Here is a 16,241-nt window from a genome sequence, read left to right as displayed (position 1 = left end):
TTTGGCTTGTATAAGAAAACGGCAGCTCATCTCCTCTAAACATGAGGAGGAGAAAACATGAAAACAAAACTCGATTTTCTAAAAATGAAGGAGAATGAAGAACCGATTGTGATGCTGACCGCTTATGATTATCCGGCAGCTAAGCTTGCTGAACAAGCGGGAGTTGACATGATTTTAGTCGGTGATTCACTCGGAATGGTCGTCCTCGGCCTTGATTCAACTGTCGGTGTGACAGTTGCGGACATGATCCATCATACAAAAGCTGTTAAAAGAGGCGCGCCGAATACTTTTATTGTGACAGACATGCCGTTTATGTCTTATCACCTGTCCAAGGAGGATACGCTGAAAAATGCAGCGGCTATCGTTCAGGAAAGCGGAGCTGACGCACTGAAGCTTGAGGGCGGAGAAGGCGTGTTTGAATCCATTCGCGCATTGACGCTTGGGGGCATTCCGGTAGTCAGTCACTTAGGCCTGACACCGCAGTCAGTCGGTGTATTAGGCGGGTATAAAGTACAGGGCAAAGACGAACAAAGCGCCAAAAAATTAATAGAAGACAGTATAAAATGCGAAGAAGCAGGAGCTATGATGCTTGTGCTGGAATGTGTGCCTGCAGAACTTACAGCCAAAATTGCCGAGATGCTAAGCATTCCGGTCATCGGAATCGGGGCTGGTGTGAAAGCAGACGGGCAAGTTCTCGTTTATCATGATATTATCGGCCACGGTGTTGAGAGAACACCTAAATTTGTAAAGCAATATACGCGAATTGACGAAACAATCGAAACAGCAATCAGCGGATATGTCCAGGATGTAAGACATCGTGCTTTCCCTGAACAAAAGCATTCCTTTCAAATGAATCAGACAGTGCTGGACGGCTTGTACGGAGGAAAATAAGATGAGACAGATTACAGATATTTCACAGCTAAAAGAAGCCATAAGACAATATCAGTCAGAGGGGAAGTCAATCGGATTTGTTCCGACGATGGGATTTCTGCATGAGGGGCATTTAACCTTGGCAGACAAAGCAAGACAAGAAAATGACGCCGTCGTTATGAGTATTTTTGTGAATCCTGCGCAATTTGGTCCTAATGAAGATTTTGAGGCATATCCGCGAGATATTGAGCGGGATGCGGCTCTTGCAGAAAACGCCGGAGTCGATATTCTTTTTACGCCTGATGCTCATGATATGTATCCCGGTGAAAAGAATGTCACGATTCATGTCGAAAGACGCACAGGCGTTTTATGCGGACGCTCAAGAGAAGGACATTTTGACGGTGTTGCAATTGTACTGACGAAGCTGTTCAATCTTGTGCAGCCGACCCGCGCCTATTTCGGTTTAAAGGATGCACAGCAGGTAGCAGTTGTTGATGGCTTAATCAGCGATTTCTTCATGGATATTGAATTGGTTGCTGTCGATACGGTCAGAGAGGAAGACGGCTTAGCCAAAAGCTCCCGTAATGTATATTTAACAGCTGAGGAAAGAAAAGAAGCGCCTAAGCTGTATCGGGCCCTTCAAACAAGTGCGGAGCTGATCAGAGCTGGCGAAAGAGACCCTGAAGCGGTAATAAAAGCTGCGAAAGAAATCATTGATACGACAAGCGGCACCATTGACTATGTGGAGCTTTATTCCTATCCGGAACTCGAGCCTGTGAACAAAATTGAAGGAAAGATCATTCTGGCTGTAGCAGTTGCTTTTTCAAAAGCGCGTTTAATAGATAATATCATTATTGATATTCGAGAAATGGAGAGAATATAATATGTATCGCACGATGATGAGCGGCAAGCTTCACAGGGCAACCGTTACGGAAGCAAATCTGAATTATGTGGGGAGCATTACAATTGATGAAGATCTCATTGATGCGGTGGGAATGCTTCCTAATGAAAAAGTGCAAATTGTGAATAATAATAATGGAGCACGTCTGGAAACGTATATTATTCCTGGTAAACGCGGAAGCGGCGTCATCTGCTTAAACGGTGCAGCCGCACGCCTTGTGCAGGAAGGAGATAAGGTCATTATTATTTCCTACAAAATGATGTCTGATCAAGAAGCGGCAAGCCACGAGCCGAAAGTGGCTGTTTTGAATGATCAAAACAAAATTGAACAAATGCTGGGGAACGAACCAGCTCGTACAATTTTGTAGAAGAAAAGCCCCCTTTATCGGGGGTTTTCTTTTAAGATTTTGGGAGTAAAACGGTTTTGCCGCTCCATTTCCGTACAAAACGTGTTACACTTTTGTCGTATGCAAGAATTGAGGTGTCCATTTTAATGAATAAGCAACGGTTCGTTGTTATAGATGTAGAAACAACAGGGAATTCGCCGAAGAAAGGCGATAAAATCATACAAATCGCAGCGGTTGTAATCGAAAATGGACAAATTACTGAGCGGTTTTCAAAATATATTAATCCAAATAAATCCATTCCTGCTTTTATTGAGCAGCTTACTGGAATCTCTAATCAAATGGTAGAGCATGAACAGCCGTTTGAGGCTGTCGCTGAAGAAGTGTTCCATTTGCTTGACGGCGCTTATTTTGTCGCCCACAATATCCATTTTGACCTTGGGTTTGTCAAGTATGAGTTACATAAGGCGGGCTTTCATCTCCCAGATTGTGAAGTGCTGGATACTGTCGAGCTCTCCCGTATTGTTTTTCCGGGATTTGAGGGATATAAGCTGACCGAATTAAGCGAGGAGCTTCAACTGCGGCATGATCAGCCGCATCGGGCTGACAGCGACGCTGAAGTGACAGGGCTTATTTTTTTGGAAATCCTTGAAAAGCTGCGGCAGCTTCCTTATCCGACATTAAAGCAGTTAAGAAGGCTCTCGCAGCATTTTATCAGTGATCTGACGCATTTGTTGGATATGTTCATTTATGAAAACAGACATACCGAAATACCGGGTTATGCGCGCTTTTCCTCTTTTTCTGTCAGAGAACCCCAATCAATCGATGAACGTGCCAATGAAGAGGGGAACTTCTCATTTGAGATCGAAAATTGGGAAGCTGGAAATGAAAAAGCGCTGTCAGAGTTAATGCCTGGGTATGAAAAAAGAGAAGGCCAAATGATGATGATGAAAGAGGTAGCTGAAGCGTTTGCCAATCGTGAGCATGCGCTGATTGAAGCTCCTCCGGGAATCGGAAAAACGATTGGCTATCTTATTCCAGCTGCGCTTTTTGCCAAGAAATCAAAAAAGCCGGTCATTATCAGTACGTATTCAACGCTTTTGCAGCAGCAGATTCTGACAAAGGATTTGCCGGTTGTCCAAGATCTGTTTCCATTTCCGGTAACAGCGGCGATTTTAAAAGGGCAATCGCATTATTTATGCCTTTATAAATTCGAGCAGGTGCTTCATGAAGACGATGATAATTATGATGCCGTACTGACAAAGGCACAGCTCCTCGTTTGGCTGACAGAGACTAACACAGGAGATGTAGCTGAACTGAATTTACCTTCAGGCGGAAAATTGCTGTGGGACAGATTGGCTTATGACGATGAATCCTATAAAAGAAGTCGCAATGAGAATGTGACCGGCTTTTATGAGCGGGCCAAACAGATTGCTATGCGTTCCGATTTGGTGATCACCAACCATTCTCTTTTGCTGACCGATGAAGGCAGCCAGAAAAAAAGGCTCCCTGAAAGCGGCACATTTATTATCGATGAAGCACATCATTTTGAACGTGCGGCAAGCGAACATTTAGGAAAAAGAGCCACGTACATAGAATTGCATACTAAATTGAGCAGAATCGGCACTTTGAAGGAGCAGGGACTTCTAAAAAAGATGAGACAGCTATTCCAGCGAAACAGCCTGCCGGTTGATTCCTTCTTCGAATTGGAAGAGTGGATTCAGCACATTCAAGCAGAAAGTGATGCTTTCTTCAGCTCAGTGCATTCTTTTGTCAAACGAAGAAAACCTAAAGAAGACTTAAACCGTCTAGTTTTTAAGGTGAACAAAGAAAGCCAAGATAAAAGCTGGTCGATTTTAACGGATGGAGCGGAGAGGCTTTGTTCTATGCTGACACATTTGCAGCAGCTTTTTGAGGCACAGTCGGCCCTAATGGAAAAACATCTGACGAGTATGAAGAGCAAAACCGTCTTTTTAGCGGATGAATATCAAAGAAGCATGAAAGGCTTGCAGCAGTACTGTCAGACGTTGCAGAAACTGTTCTTTGAGTCTCAAGACGATGAAGCCGTTTGGATTGAAATAGACGCAAAGGGAGCGAAAAATGCGGTGGCCATTTACGCACAGCCGCTTGAACCTGGTGAACTTCTGGCTGATCAGTTTTTCGCGCGCAAAAACAGTGTGGTGCTTACATCTGCAACCCTTACAGTCGAAGATTCTTTTCAATTTATGATTGAACGACTGGGGCTGGGTGACTTTTTCCCGCGGACAATGAGAATTGAGTCGCCTTTTTCTTACGATGAGCGCATGCGGGTGTTGATTCCAAAAGAAATGAAATCAATCCAAGATACGGGGCAAGCTGAATTTATACAGGATACTGCCCGTTATATTGAACTGATGGCAAAGGAAAAACAGCCTAAAATCCTTGTGCTGTTAACATCCCATGATATGCTGAAAAAGGTTCATCAGGAACTTAAGCACGTGATGAGCGCTTCCGGCATTCAGCTCTTAGCGCAAGGAATTACAGGCGGAAGTCCTGGAAAACTGATGAAGACTTTTAAAACATCTAATCAGGCGATCCTGCTTGGTACGAATCACTTTTGGGAAGGCGTTGATTTCCCTGGTGATGAGCTGACAACGGTAATGATCGTGAGGCTTCCATTCCGATCCCCTGATCATCCGCTTCATGCTGCAAAATGTGAGCTTGCCCGCAAAAAAGGGCGGAACCCGTTTCAAACAGTATCACTTCCGGAAGCTGTGCTGACCTTCAGACAAGGAATCGGCCGCTTGCTGCGGACAGCCGGAGACAAAGGGACGATTGTCATATTGGACCGACGGATTAAAACGGCTGGTTACGGCCGGCTGTTTCTTGATGCCTTGCCGACAACCTCCGTATCTGAAATGACTGACAGCGAGCTTGAGGCTTACGTTGCCGGGGAAAATGAATAAAAGCCGCATAAAGCGGCTTTCCGGTGTGGGAGTAGGATGGTGTTTTATTTAAAAGCGGTTTTGCCGCTCTGTGATACTAGTATGGCGTGTCCTGAAATGGAGTATGACTAACAATATTTGTTCAAACTGGAGGATGAAAAAATGGAAAGCAAAATCGAAATTCTTTCAACAATTAACGTAGAGCATTCTGATGACCTGTATAAAATTGTAGACACACTGAATCGGACACTGAAGAGAGACAATCTGATGTTCGGCCTTGCGCTGGATGAAGAAAACAAAAACCAAGCCGTTTTTACCATTTATCGTACGTAGGTGAGAAGATGAGAAAAAAAGCATTAATATTTACCGCCATTTTTGGTATTATTTTTTTAGCAGTACTTCTTGTCTCGGCAAGTATTTATAAATCAGCCATGGCACAAAAGGAAGAGGGGCACGAAGCAGCAGCTGCTGAAGCTAAAAAAGAAACCGATCTCGCCAACGTTGATCAAGTCGAAACATTTGTCGGAAAAGAAAAATATTATATCGTAAAGGGAACGGACAAAAAAGGCACTACATTATATGTCTGGGTTCCTGCTGATAAAAAAGCAAAAATTCTCTCAAAAGAAGCAAAAGAGGGTATCTCGGAAGACAAAGCGGCAAAAATCATACAGGATGAAGGGCTGGTTTCAAAGCAAAAAGAGGTTCACCTGGCAAGAGAAGGAAATGTCCTGCTTTGGGAAGTGACGTACTTAGACAAAGAAGGTCAATACAGTTTAAGTTATGTGGACTTTACAACTGGAAAGATTCTCAAAAATATCACGCCTTAAGACGAATTAGGGGGAGTTCAAGTTGAAACTGGCAAAAAGAGTATCCGCATTAACACCATCTACCACACTGGCAATCACAGCGAAAGCGAAAGAACTGAAAGCGGCGGGCCATGATGTCATCGGCTTAGGAGCAGGCGAACCTGACTTCAATACACCGCAGCACATTATTGATGCCGCTGTACGTTCAATGAACGAAGGCCATACGAAATACACGCCTTCAGGTGGTCTGGCTGAACTGAAAAACAGCATTGCAGAGAAATTTAAACGTGACCAGAATATTGAATACAAACCGTCTCAAATTATTGTCTGCACTGGTGCCAAACATGCTCTGTACACCCTTTTCCAAGTGATTTTGGATGAAGGAGATGAAGTCATTATTCCAACGCCTTACTGGGTAAGCTATCCGGAGCAGGTGAAACTCGCTGGCGGAAAGCCTGTTTATGTAGAAGGGCTTGAGGAAAATCATTTCAAGATTTCTCCTGAACAGCTGAAAAATGCGATCACGGATAAAACAAAAGCGATCGTCATTAACTCTCCAAGCAACCCGACTGGTGTCATGTATACGGAAGAAGAATTGGCAGCGCTTGGTGAAGTGTGCCTTGAACATGACATCCTGATTGTGTCTGATGAAATTTATGAAAAACTTACATACGGCGGAAAGAAACACGTTTCCATTGCACAGCTGTCTGACAGTCTGAAAGAGCAGACGATTATTATTAACGGCGTGTCGAAGTCACACAGCATGACGGGCTGGAGAATCGGTTATGCAGCTGGGTCTGAAGACATTATTAAAGCGATGACGAACCTTGCAAGCCACAGTACGTCAAATCCGACATCAATCGCACAGTACGGAGCAATTGCTGCTTATAACGGGCCTTCTGAGCCATTGGAGGAAATGAGAGAAGCATTTGAACATAGATTACATACAATCTATGCAAAGCTCGTAGAAATCCCTGGGTTCAGCTGTGTGAAGCCGGAAGGTGCTTTTTACTTGTTCCCGAATGCAAGAGAAGCAGCCCAATCTTGCGGTTTCAAAGATGTAGATGAATTTGTTAAAGCGCTTCTTGAGGAGGAAAAAGTTGCGATTGTTCCTGGATCTGGCTTTGGCTCTCCTGATAATGTCCGTCTGTCTTACGCAACATCGTTAGAGCTTCTTGAAAAAGCGGTTGAAAGAATCAAGCGTTTTGTCGAAAAACATAGCTAACAGATTAAAAAGCGGCTGACAGAAAAGCCGCTTTTTATCTGCATTGACCCGGTTAGTTAAGAGCGGGTATAATAAAGTGATGATAATAGAGTTCGGGGCAATGGGCTTCCGAATGTCTTTCTTGTTTTGGAGGGAAATATGTTGAAAACAACAATCAACCAAGTGTACAAGCACGTAGGTGAGGAAGTAATGATCGGAGCTTGGGTCGCTAATAAGCGTTCAAGCGGGAAAATCGCGTTTTTACAGCTGCGGGACGGTACCGGATTTATTCAAGGTGTCGTAGTAAAAGCGGAAGTGGAAGAAAGCATTTTCCAAACAGCTAAATCAGTGACGCAGGAAACGTCACTCTATATAAAAGGGATTGTCAAAGAGGACGAGCGTTCTCCGCTTGGTTATGAACTAGCTGTGACAGGTATTGAAGTTATTCACGAAGCGACTGATTATCCAATTACGCCAAAAGAGCACGGCACGGAATTCTTGATGGATCACAGACATTTATGGCTGCGTTCAAAACGCCAGCATGCGATCATGAAAATCCGTAATGAAATCATTCGCGCGACTTACGAATTCTTTAATAACGAAGGCTTCGTAAAAGTGGATCCGCCGATTCTGACTGGAAGCGCACCTGAAGGAACAACAGAGCTCTTTGCGACAAAGTACTTTGATGAAGATGCTTACCTGTCTCAAAGCGGTCAGCTTTACATGGAAGCTGCGGCAATGGCTTTAGGAAAAGTATTCTCCTTCGGACCGACATTCAGAGCGGAAAAGTCTAAAACAAAGCGCCACTTGATCGAATTCTGGATGATCGAACCGGAAATGGCGTTTGTAGAATTTGAAGAAAACCTTCAAGTACAGGAAAATTACGTTTCATTCATTGTGCAATCAGTTCTTAAGAATTGCAAAATTGAATTAAACACATTAGGAAGAGACACGTCAAAACTTGAGCAAATCAAAGCTCCGTTCCCAAGAATCACGTATGACGAAGCGATTGATTTTCTGAAAGAAAAAGGCTTTGATGACATCGAGTGGGGAGATGACTTCGGAGCGCCTCATGAAACAGCGATTGCCGAACACTATGACAAACCGGTTTTCATCACCCGCTACCCGACGTCCTTAAAACCATTCTATATGCAGCCTGCCTCTGACCGTGATGATGTCGTGCTTTGCGCTGACCTGATTGCGCCGGAAGGCTATGGAGAAATCATCGGCGGATCTGAACGGATTCACGATATGGAACTTTTGGAAGCTCGTCTTAAAGAACATGGACTGGATTCTGACGCATATAAATGGTATGCTGAACTTAGAAAATATGGATCAGTTCCTCATTCCGGCTTCGGCCTTGGATTAGAGCGGACAGTTGCTTGGATCAGCGGAGCGCCTCACGTTCGTGAAACCATTCCGTTCCCAAGACTATTAAACCGCCTGTATCCGTAATACATTCAAATGAAACAAGAAAAAGAGTCTCCTGCAAGGGAGACTTTTTACAGTAAAGGGGAAATCGTGATCCTTTACAGTAAGAGGTGTGACAATGAAAAAACATCAATTTATTGACATGCAGGAGCAGGGAACGTCAACAATCCCTAATCTTCTGCTCACGCATTATAAACAGCTCGGGCTTAATGAAACAGAACTTATCCTGCTGTTAAAAATCAAAATGCATTTAGAAAAAGGCTCTTATTTTCCTACACCGAATCAGCTGCAGGAAGGGATGTCAATTTCTGTTGAGGAATGCACAAACAGATTGCGGATGTTCATTCAAAAAGGTTTTCTGTTTATTGAAGAATGCGAAGACCAAAACGGCATCAAATTTGAAAAATATTCTCTTCAGCCTTTATGGGGCAAGCTGTACGAGTATATACAGCTTGCACAGACTCAAACACAGGAAAGAAAAGCAGAAGGGGAACAAAAAAGCCTTTATACCATTTTTGAGGAAGAGTTCGCCAGACCCTTATCACCTTTGGAGTGTGAAACACTGGCCATTTGGCAGGACCAAGATCAGCACGACGCACAGCTGATCAAACACGCGTTAAAAGAGGCTGTACTCTCAGGGAAACTCAGCTTCCGCTACATTGACCGGATTTTGTTTGAGTGGAAGAAAAACGGGCTGAAAACTGTAGAGCAGGCTAAAATCCACAGCCAAAAATTCCGGCGTGTGCAAACAAAGCAGAATGAACCGCAAAAAGAGTATAAAAGGCAGGTTCCTTTTTACAATTGGCTTGAACAATAAAGTGAAAAGGTGACAATCGTGTTAAATCTAAAACAAATTGAATTCTGTTTAGACAAGATAGGCGACATGTTTCCCCACGCAGAGTGTGAATTGGTTCATTCCAATCCTTTTGAATTAGTGGTGGCAGTCGCTTTATCTGCGCAATGCACAGATGCACTTGTAAACAGAGTGACCAAAACATTATTTCAAAAATATAAACGGCCGGAAGACTATTTGGCTGTTTCGCTGGAAGAGCTTCAGCAGGATATTAAATCAATCGGTTTGTATCGCAATAAAGCGAAAAACATCCAAAAACTAAGCAAAATGATTATTGAAGATTACGGCGGGGAAGTGCCGCGAAACCGTGATGAGCTTGTCAAACTGCCAGGTGTCGGAAGAAAGACCGCCAACGTCGTGGTATCCGTTGCCTTTGGCGTGCCGGCCATCGCCGTAGATACCCATGTGGAGAGAGTCAGCAAGCGTTTGGGAATCTGCCGTTGGAAGGACTCGGTGCTGGAAGTGGAAAAGACGTTGATGCGCAAGGTTCCGAAAGAAGACTGGTCCGTTACGCATCACCGGCTTATTTTCTTCGGCAGATATCACTGTAAGGCCCAGTCACCGCGCTGTGCGGAATGCCCGCTGCTTTCTCTGTGCAGAGAAGGGCAGAAGAGAGATAAAAAAGGACTGGTGAAACGATGACGCAAGCGAAAGAAGTGTTGGCTTCTTATGAGCAATACTTGCGCAGTCTTGGCCAGCTGAGCTCCTCGGATATGAAAGAAGCCTTGCAGATCAACCCAGTGTATTTTGATTTCTGCACGGAATCTCAAGGCATTTTGCCATGGGAGGACAGCGGTAAGTATGTTCCGCTATTATTTAATGTGTGGGAAGACATTAAAGCATCACTTCTCCCTGTTTTTCAAACACGAAAATCGAGATGCGACCAAAATGATATGCTGAAGGGCATTGTGTGTTTGCTGGCTTCGCTTCACTGGACAGCAGGTGAGCGGGTGAAATCGCTTGATTGGGCAGAACTGACGGAGAAATCATTCCCCGCCAAGCCGATCAATTGGGCTGAACGAGTAGAATTTATTCTTCTAAAGCCGACCCAATACCATTGCTTTATTCAGCTTGATGAGCTGTTTACTGAAATGAAAAAGCATTTTTATAAATACCATGCGATGAATCGATAAAACCTCTCCATAAAAGGAGAGGTTTTTTATTATGAAGAGAAAAGCCATCACCCAAAAGGTGATGGCTTTTTGTTTAATTTGTTTTTTCAGTTGTTGATGATGAGTTCGTTTGTGTTTCTGTTTTGTTTTTATTTGTATCAGAACCTGATGAATCATTCGTATCTGAGTTCGTATCACCATCCGACGTATCCTGGTTGTTGCTGTTATTGTTGTTGTTGTTATTGTTAGGTTGGTCTTGGTTATTGTTGTCGGGCGGATTGGTGTTCGTGTTGTCTTGTTTTTTGTCTTGGTCGTTTGTTGAATCATCTGTCCTATCTTTATCTGTCTGACTGTCATCTGTTTGAGAATCATCAGTTTGTGTGTCATCCTGAGTCTTCTCATCATCTTTATTTTCATCATCCGTTTGTTGCTGATCTTCTTTATCTTCATCATCTTCAGCTTTCGGTACTTCATAGGATGTGGAAGCTGTACTTTTGCCATCATCACTGACGGCTGTTACTTCGAATTTGTATACAGATCCTGGCTGCACGCCCGAAATGACTGCCTCTTTTGCAGAGCTGTTTTGAATTTCTGAGTAGCTGCCGCCATCAACAGATTGCTTAACAGCAAAGGTCGCATCTCCATCGTAATTCCAGCTTAATGTCAAAGATTGATTGTCTTTATCATATTTCACGCTTAAACCAGACAGTTTTTCTGTTTCTTCTTTTTCTTCTTTCTCATATGTTTTAGAAACAGTAGAAGGAGCTGTGCCTTTTACAAAGTACTCTGTGAGCTTTTTATCACTTGGCGTATTTGGTCCTGCCAGTTTTGCCGGGTTAGAGCCTTTTTCTACAGTGGCTTCCACTACGCTGTCAGGCTTCTCAAATGATCCGCTTCCGTCATCGACGTCGGCAATGAGTTGGGCGAAGATGCGCTTTGCAACTTTTTGCTCTTCAGCTGAAAGAGATTTCTTTCCAGCTTCGTTTTCTCCCATACCCGTCCAGACTGCTGCTGTATATTGCGGTGTGTAGCCGACAAACCAAGAATCTCGGGCACCGCCGCTTGCGATATTGTACCTTTGGACTTCATTTTCATCAAAGTTTGTTGTCCCTGTTTTTCCTGCTACTTCCACACCGGGTACTTGTGCAAGCTGTCCAGTACCTGTCTTAACAGCTGTTTTCAGCATATCTGTAATCATAAACGCAGTATAATCGCTCATTGCTGATTTTGATTTCGGTGTTAAGTCAAGCTTCGTGCCATCGTTAAATTCAATAGACTTTACAAAATGTGGTGCATTATACGTTCCGTTATTTCCAAACGCGCTGTATGCGCCTGCCATTTTTAGAGGAGAAACACCATCGTCTCCACCAAAACCGCCAATTGAATAGGCCTCTGATACATTATCTTTTGTTAATCCAAGTCCAAGTCCATTTGCAAAGTCTACAGCAGTATCTTTACCGACTGCCTGGAATGCTTTTAAAGCTGGGATATTTCTTGATTGTGCAAGAGCGTAACGCATAGAGATAGACCCTAGATATTTACGGTCCCAATCACGGATTGGTTTTCCATTCGAATACGTATAAGCTGAGTCATCAATTTGTTCGTACGTGGACCATTTTTTGTTTTCAATAACTGGGCCGTAGTCCAAAATCGGTTTTATGGTTGAACCAGGCTGTGCCTCAGTTTGAGTTGCATAGTTAAAGCCTCCGACAGGCTGATTGCGTCCGGCACCAATCGCGCTTACTTCTCCAGTTTTTGTATCGAGAAGCGTAACGCCGCCCTGCATGCCTTCAGTAAATCCGACGGTGTCTCCGTTCATTAATTCATCTAGTTTGTCTTGTGCTTTTGTATCTAATGTCGTATAAATTTTTAATCCGTCAGTACCTGGGTTGACATCAGATTTTTCTTCAATTTCTTTCATGACTTCTTCAACAAACGCGCTGTATTTATTTGAATTTGTTTTTTCATATTCCTTCTGTGACACAACGCCTTCGTCTTTCACTGCCACTTTTTTCGCTTTGTTATATTCAGAATCAGAAATAAATCCTTGCTTTTTCATCAGACTGAGTACAATATTCCGCCGTTTTTCCGCTTTATCCGGGTTTTTAACGGGATTGTACGCTGTCGGGCTTTGCGGCATACCCGCAAGTGTCGCAGCTTGTTCCACAGTCAATTTGCTTAAATCTGTGACGCCGAAAAATTCTTCCGCCGCTTTTCCGATTCCGTATGCTCTAGGAGAAAAATAAATCCGGTTTAAATACATTTCTAAAATTTCATCTTTAGAGTAATTGCGTTCAAGCTGAATCGATAGCCAAACTTCCTGCACTTTCCGTTTCAGCGTCTTCTGATGAGAAAGAAGGGAGTTCTTGACGACCTGCTGTGTGATTGTACTTCCGCCTTCAGCCCCGAAGCCATCTGTAAAGTTGGCGACTAAGGCGCCTCCGATACGGACAGGGTCAATCCCGTGGTGCTCATAAAAACGGGCGTCCTCTGTCGCAATAAAGGCTTCTTTTACAACATCGGGAATTTCATCTATCGAGACGTAGGTCCGCTTTTCGGAGCCGTATTCAGCGATTTCTTTTCCGTTTTTATCATAAATTGTTGATGAATAAGGCGTCTTTAATTTGTTTTCATCCAATGATGGAGCATCTGAAACCATGACGGCAAATGTTACCGCACCGCCGACTACGCCTAAAACAAACAGAATGAGTAAAGTAAAAAGGGTCTTTTTAAACAATCCGCCTTTTTTTCGTTTCTTGCCTTTTTTCGGTGAAGGACTCGATTTGCTGTTCGCTTTTCGTCGAGCTTCACGGCTGTTAAATTGATCTGACATAACATCTCAACCTTTCGTTAATCAACCTTTCGCACTAGAAGATGGCGAAAAATAAAGCTGTTCAATAATACTAATATAATCAATTCTAGGTGCGTATCCAAGAGAAATCGGATATGCTGATTCCTCTAACTCATCTTTTCGAATTGATTTTCTGCCGTTTTTTTCTTTTCTGTCCCAGAAAAAAAACAGCTTATCGGCTTCCAAAAAATAAACCTGGTCGAAAGCGGATATAATAACAAAACAAATACCGTCTTGAGCCTTTACCTGCTTCATATGCTCGATTTGATGGTCATGGAAATTCTGCAGGGGGAAAGAGGTCTTGTTTTTCGTTTCTTTCGCCTCAAAATCAATATACCGCCCTTTGTAAATCCCGTTATAATCTGTTGTCGATGATTGTTTAAAGTAAGCTTCTTTAATCACTGCGGCGCTTCTTTTTGGATAATGGACATTTACAATTTGAACTGGTGTCGGCTTTTTGTGTATGACGGCAATTTGGTTTGTCAGATAATACTTATTCGTTTCGTTTAAGTCATCTTCGAGGGTCATCCCGCGATTACTGTAAGACGGGGCCCTTTTCTGACTGTTTTGGGATGAAACCGAATGTTTCGGCTGGAACGTTTTTCCGTTAGGATACCGAATCACTTTCTCATCCTCCTTATTAAACTATTCATGACGGAAGTGAATGAACGTGCAAGAACAACAGACCAACAGAAAGCTTCTGAGCCGGATTGAGCGGCAGACAAAATCAAAAAACGCAGATAATATTTCAAGAACGAACGCGTATAAAGCGTTTTATGACCGTCATCCGGAAATTAAATGGTCGCTTTTGGCATCCTTCGTTTCTCGCAATGCCGGCTGGTCAATGACTGACTTAAAAGGCAGTCTGTTTCAGCTTGGACTCCGTGAGAGACAGCAAAAGTGGTTCTTTTTAGCCTATGAAAGAGCGAACTGGCTTATTTTTTCGGATGCCTATCCGCAGCTTCTTTTGTACCACTGGTCAAAAAAAATCGGGAAACCGCTGTTCCATCACCTGCATGTGTTTGGGGTCTCGCAATTTATGACGGAAGAATGGGCCCATTTTTGGCATGAGCGAAACACGGAGCGGCTGATGTATGCCCTCATTATAAATGAACAAAACACTATCCAAACACCTATTATACAAAATCCTTCGTTTAAAAAGAATGTTTTTGACACGATTCCTTTTTATTTAAGTGATTGGTTTCATTTTAACACGGTTATTTTTCCTTCTTCAGACGGGTTTCTTTACGGCATTTCAGTGAAACGCTTTTCAAAGACAGAGGAAAGGGTAAGGCTGGGAAAGCAGCTGTCTCAATTGCTGTTCAGTCCGGAATTGTTCTCCTCTTTTTATCACTTTTTGCATACAGTGCCGCACACAGGCTCCCGTTTTGATATGGAAAAAATGATCGGGATCACAAAAAGAACATCTCCTATGTTAAGGACATGCTATCCTGAGGTAATCCACTCATTAGACGGAGAGAAGACAGATTGGTTTCATGGAAAGATAAAGAAAGCGTTCTTTAGGCGTGAGGAATTGCCGAAGCAGATTGAATTGACAGACTGGTATTTACATAAAAAACGCCAGCTTCATGCGCTTTTTGCGGTGGAGCATTGGCTGAAAAAATAAAGAAGCAAGGAATTTCCTTGCTTCTTACGTAGAAGGGCGGTTCGGGCCGCCTAGTTTTTTATCTAAAGAATCGATTGCTTTTGATTCCGTCTTTTTTTGCTGGCCGGCTTTTTTCGGTCTTGTTTTCATACGGCACCTCCTCACAAGTATCGTTTGCATTAAGGGAGAGGATCATACAATTTTTGCGGGTCTTTTTGTCGAAAACTTCAGCTTTTCGTGGAATGCCTGTTTGTTTGGCGATTTGCTTCTAGTTTTGTCATGAGGAAGGAAAGAGCCTGAAGAGCAAAGAATGTTAACCGGGAGAGACGAGGAAAGGGAGGTACACGAATGTCCGGTTATGTAAGCAAAACAGATATTCTCCGTATGCTTTCTGATATAGAAGATGAATTAACCCGAGCTGAGCAAAGCCTGAATCATTCTGTAATTGCCTTTGAGGCTGAGATGCGGGAAACGGAAAACGATCGCCTGAGTGTGCTGGAAGAAGAACTCATGGACCTTCATATTTGTATAAACGAGCTTTGTCAATCGCCTCAACACAGGTATGCGTTTGAAAAGGTATACCGTATCGGCTGAATTTGCGAGTGAAATTTGGTACGATATGCATTGAGGTGAAGGGTATTGCAATCACAAACGTTGCTGGAAATGACCGAGCAAATGATAGAATCTGCTGAAAAAGGTGCTGATCGATATCAGGAAGGAAAAGACAGTGATCTTTCTTATGATTTTTTTGAGACGATAAAGCCTGCAGTTGAAGAGAATGATGATCTAGCGGCTCGCTGGGCGCAAGGGGCGCTTGAATTGATAAAAGCCCGCCGTCCGAAATATGTGCATAAAGAGCAAATCGAGACCGTAAAGGATAATTTTCTGGAATTGGTCCTTCAATCATATGTTCATCATATTCATAAAAAACGATTCAAGGACATCACTGAGTCAGTCCTTTATACATTGCACGCAGTAAAGGATGAAATTGCAAGAGAAGACAGCCGGTAAAGGCTGTCTTCTTTTAAGTTTGTTATAGGGGGCCGGACGTTAATTCAACTCATATGCCGGGCTTTCTGCTCCATTTGCTTCGAGAACCTTCATACTGTTACGAAACTCAGTTGTGCTGAGATGTCCTTGAATATAGAGGAACTTGGCAAAGTCCATCAGTTTATTCATACAGTCTGTTTCATATTTCTTCATTTCTGCAAAACGTTTGCTTAAGTATGATACGTTCATTATGGTGCATCCCCTCTCATCTGTATTGAAAATATGGTACCATAATGATTCGACTTTTTTCTGTTTTTAAAAAATTTAAACTTTCGACACAATTTGACAAA

Annotated in this window: 18 protein-coding genes; 14 read left to right on the top strand and 4 right to left on the bottom strand. The window is 43.0% G+C overall.

Annotated elements, in window-relative coordinates:
* Nucleotides 1-57 precede the first annotated feature (57 nt).
* From panB to RAC86_RS08130, 11 genes are all read left to right on the top strand, one after another.
* Nucleotides 58-891 carry a 3-methyl-2-oxobutanoate hydroxymethyltransferase gene (panB, locus tag RAC86_RS08180; RefSeq protein WP_014114188.1) on the top strand — a complete coding sequence of 278 codons (834 nt, stop codon included), beginning with the start codon at nucleotides 58-60 and terminating at the stop codon, nucleotides 889-891.
* A 1-nt stretch (nucleotide 892) separates the two neighbouring features.
* Nucleotides 893-1,753, top strand: coding sequence for a pantoate--beta-alanine ligase (gene panC, locus RAC86_RS08175; RefSeq protein WP_072566473.1), 861 nt, complete (start codon nucleotides 893-895; stop codon nucleotides 1,751-1,753).
* A 1-nt stretch (nucleotide 1,754) separates the two neighbouring features.
* A complete protein-coding gene (panD, locus tag RAC86_RS08170) occupies nucleotides 1,755-2,138 on the top strand; it encodes an aspartate 1-decarboxylase (protein ID WP_003225586.1) in 384 nt (127 codons plus the stop codon).
* A gap of 125 nt (nucleotides 2,139-2,263) precedes the next feature.
* A complete protein-coding gene (dinG, locus tag RAC86_RS08165; protein WP_014114186.1) occupies nucleotides 2,264-5,059 on the top strand; it encodes an ATP-dependent DNA helicase DinG in 2,796 nt (931 codons plus the stop codon).
* Between the two features lie 141 nt (nucleotides 5,060-5,200).
* Complete coding sequence (locus RAC86_RS08160) at nucleotides 5,201-5,371, top strand: YpmA family protein (protein WP_003225588.1); 171 nt, start codon at nucleotides 5,201-5,203, stop codon at nucleotides 5,369-5,371.
* A gap of 8 nt (nucleotides 5,372-5,379) precedes the next feature.
* Nucleotides 5,380-5,865 (top strand): cell wall elongation/penicillin-binding protein regulator TseB, encoded by a 486-nt coding sequence (tseB, locus tag RAC86_RS08155; RefSeq protein WP_014114185.1) that lies wholly within the window; start codon nucleotides 5,380-5,382, stop codon nucleotides 5,863-5,865.
* 22 nt (nucleotides 5,866-5,887) lie between these two features.
* Complete coding sequence (aspB, locus tag RAC86_RS08150) at nucleotides 5,888-7,069, top strand: aspartate transaminase AspB (RefSeq protein WP_014114184.1); 1,182 nt, start codon at nucleotides 5,888-5,890, stop codon at nucleotides 7,067-7,069.
* A gap of 141 nt (nucleotides 7,070-7,210) precedes the next feature.
* Nucleotides 7,211-8,503: an asparagine--tRNA ligase gene (asnS, locus tag RAC86_RS08145; RefSeq protein ID WP_003225591.1), complete on the top strand. Its 1,293-nt coding sequence runs from the start codon at nucleotides 7,211-7,213 to the stop codon at nucleotides 8,501-8,503.
* 94 nt (nucleotides 8,504-8,597) lie between these two features.
* Nucleotides 8,598-9,296, top strand: coding sequence for a DNA replication protein DnaD (dnaD, locus tag RAC86_RS08140; protein ID WP_072566472.1), 699 nt, complete (start codon nucleotides 8,598-8,600; stop codon nucleotides 9,294-9,296).
* 18 nt (nucleotides 9,297-9,314) lie between these two features.
* Nucleotides 9,315-9,974, top strand: coding sequence for an endonuclease III (gene nth / locus RAC86_RS08135; RefSeq protein ID WP_072566471.1), 660 nt, complete (start codon nucleotides 9,315-9,317; stop codon nucleotides 9,972-9,974).
* Nucleotides 9,971-10,465: a YpoC family protein gene (locus RAC86_RS08130; RefSeq protein ID WP_014114182.1), complete on the top strand. Its 495-nt coding sequence runs from the start codon at nucleotides 9,971-9,973 to the stop codon at nucleotides 10,463-10,465. Before nth ends, RAC86_RS08130 begins: the two co-directional genes overlap by 4 nt.
* A 73-nt stretch (nucleotides 10,466-10,538) precedes the next feature.
* Here the strand turns inward: RAC86_RS08130 and RAC86_RS08125 are convergent, their stop codons facing one another.
* Nucleotides 10,539-13,277 carry a PBP1A family penicillin-binding protein gene (locus RAC86_RS08125; protein ID WP_072566470.1) on the bottom strand — a complete coding sequence of 913 codons (2,739 nt, stop codon included), beginning with the start codon at nucleotides 13,275-13,277 and terminating at the stop codon, nucleotides 10,539-10,541.
* Nucleotides 13,278-13,298: 21 nt separating this feature from the next.
* The gene (gene recU / locus RAC86_RS08120; RefSeq protein WP_014114180.1) at nucleotides 13,299-13,919 is read right to left on the bottom strand and encodes a Holliday junction resolvase RecU; all 621 of its coding nucleotides are present in this window, start codon (nucleotides 13,917-13,919) and stop codon (nucleotides 13,299-13,301) included.
* A 40-nt stretch (nucleotides 13,920-13,959) separates the two neighbouring features.
* Here recU and RAC86_RS08115 point away from each other — a divergent pair, with 40 nt between their 5' ends.
* Nucleotides 13,960-14,922, top strand: a complete 963-nt coding sequence (locus RAC86_RS08115) for a DUF2515 domain-containing protein (protein WP_072566469.1) — start codon at nucleotides 13,960-13,962, stop codon at nucleotides 14,920-14,922.
* A gap of 24 nt (nucleotides 14,923-14,946) precedes the next feature.
* Here the strand turns inward: RAC86_RS08115 and sspM are convergent, their stop codons facing one another.
* Complete coding sequence (sspM, locus tag RAC86_RS08110) at nucleotides 14,947-15,051, bottom strand: acid-soluble spore protein SspM (RefSeq protein WP_003225606.1); 105 nt, start codon at nucleotides 15,049-15,051, stop codon at nucleotides 14,947-14,949.
* A gap of 198 nt (nucleotides 15,052-15,249) precedes the next feature.
* Between sspM and RAC86_RS08105 the strand changes: the two genes are divergently transcribed.
* Both RAC86_RS08105 and RAC86_RS08100 read left to right on the top strand, forming a co-directional pair.
* Nucleotides 15,250-15,495 (top strand): DUF5446 family protein, encoded by a 246-nt coding sequence (locus RAC86_RS08105; RefSeq protein ID WP_014114178.1) that lies wholly within the window; start codon nucleotides 15,250-15,252, stop codon nucleotides 15,493-15,495.
* Between the two features lie 45 nt (nucleotides 15,496-15,540).
* On the top strand, nucleotides 15,541-15,912 hold the full coding sequence (locus RAC86_RS08100; protein ID WP_072566468.1) for a YppE family protein: 372 nt from the start codon (nucleotides 15,541-15,543) through the stop codon (nucleotides 15,910-15,912).
* 39 nt (nucleotides 15,913-15,951) lie between these two features.
* Here the strand turns inward: RAC86_RS08100 and RAC86_RS08095 are convergent, their stop codons facing one another.
* Nucleotides 15,952-16,140, bottom strand: coding sequence for a YppF family protein (locus RAC86_RS08095; protein WP_003225611.1), 189 nt, complete (start codon nucleotides 16,138-16,140; stop codon nucleotides 15,952-15,954).
* Nucleotides 16,141-16,241 lie beyond the last annotated feature (101 nt).

The organism is Bacillus sp. LR_5, from assembly GCF_042709275.1.
This window is presented reverse-complemented; position numbering and strand designations above follow the sequence as displayed.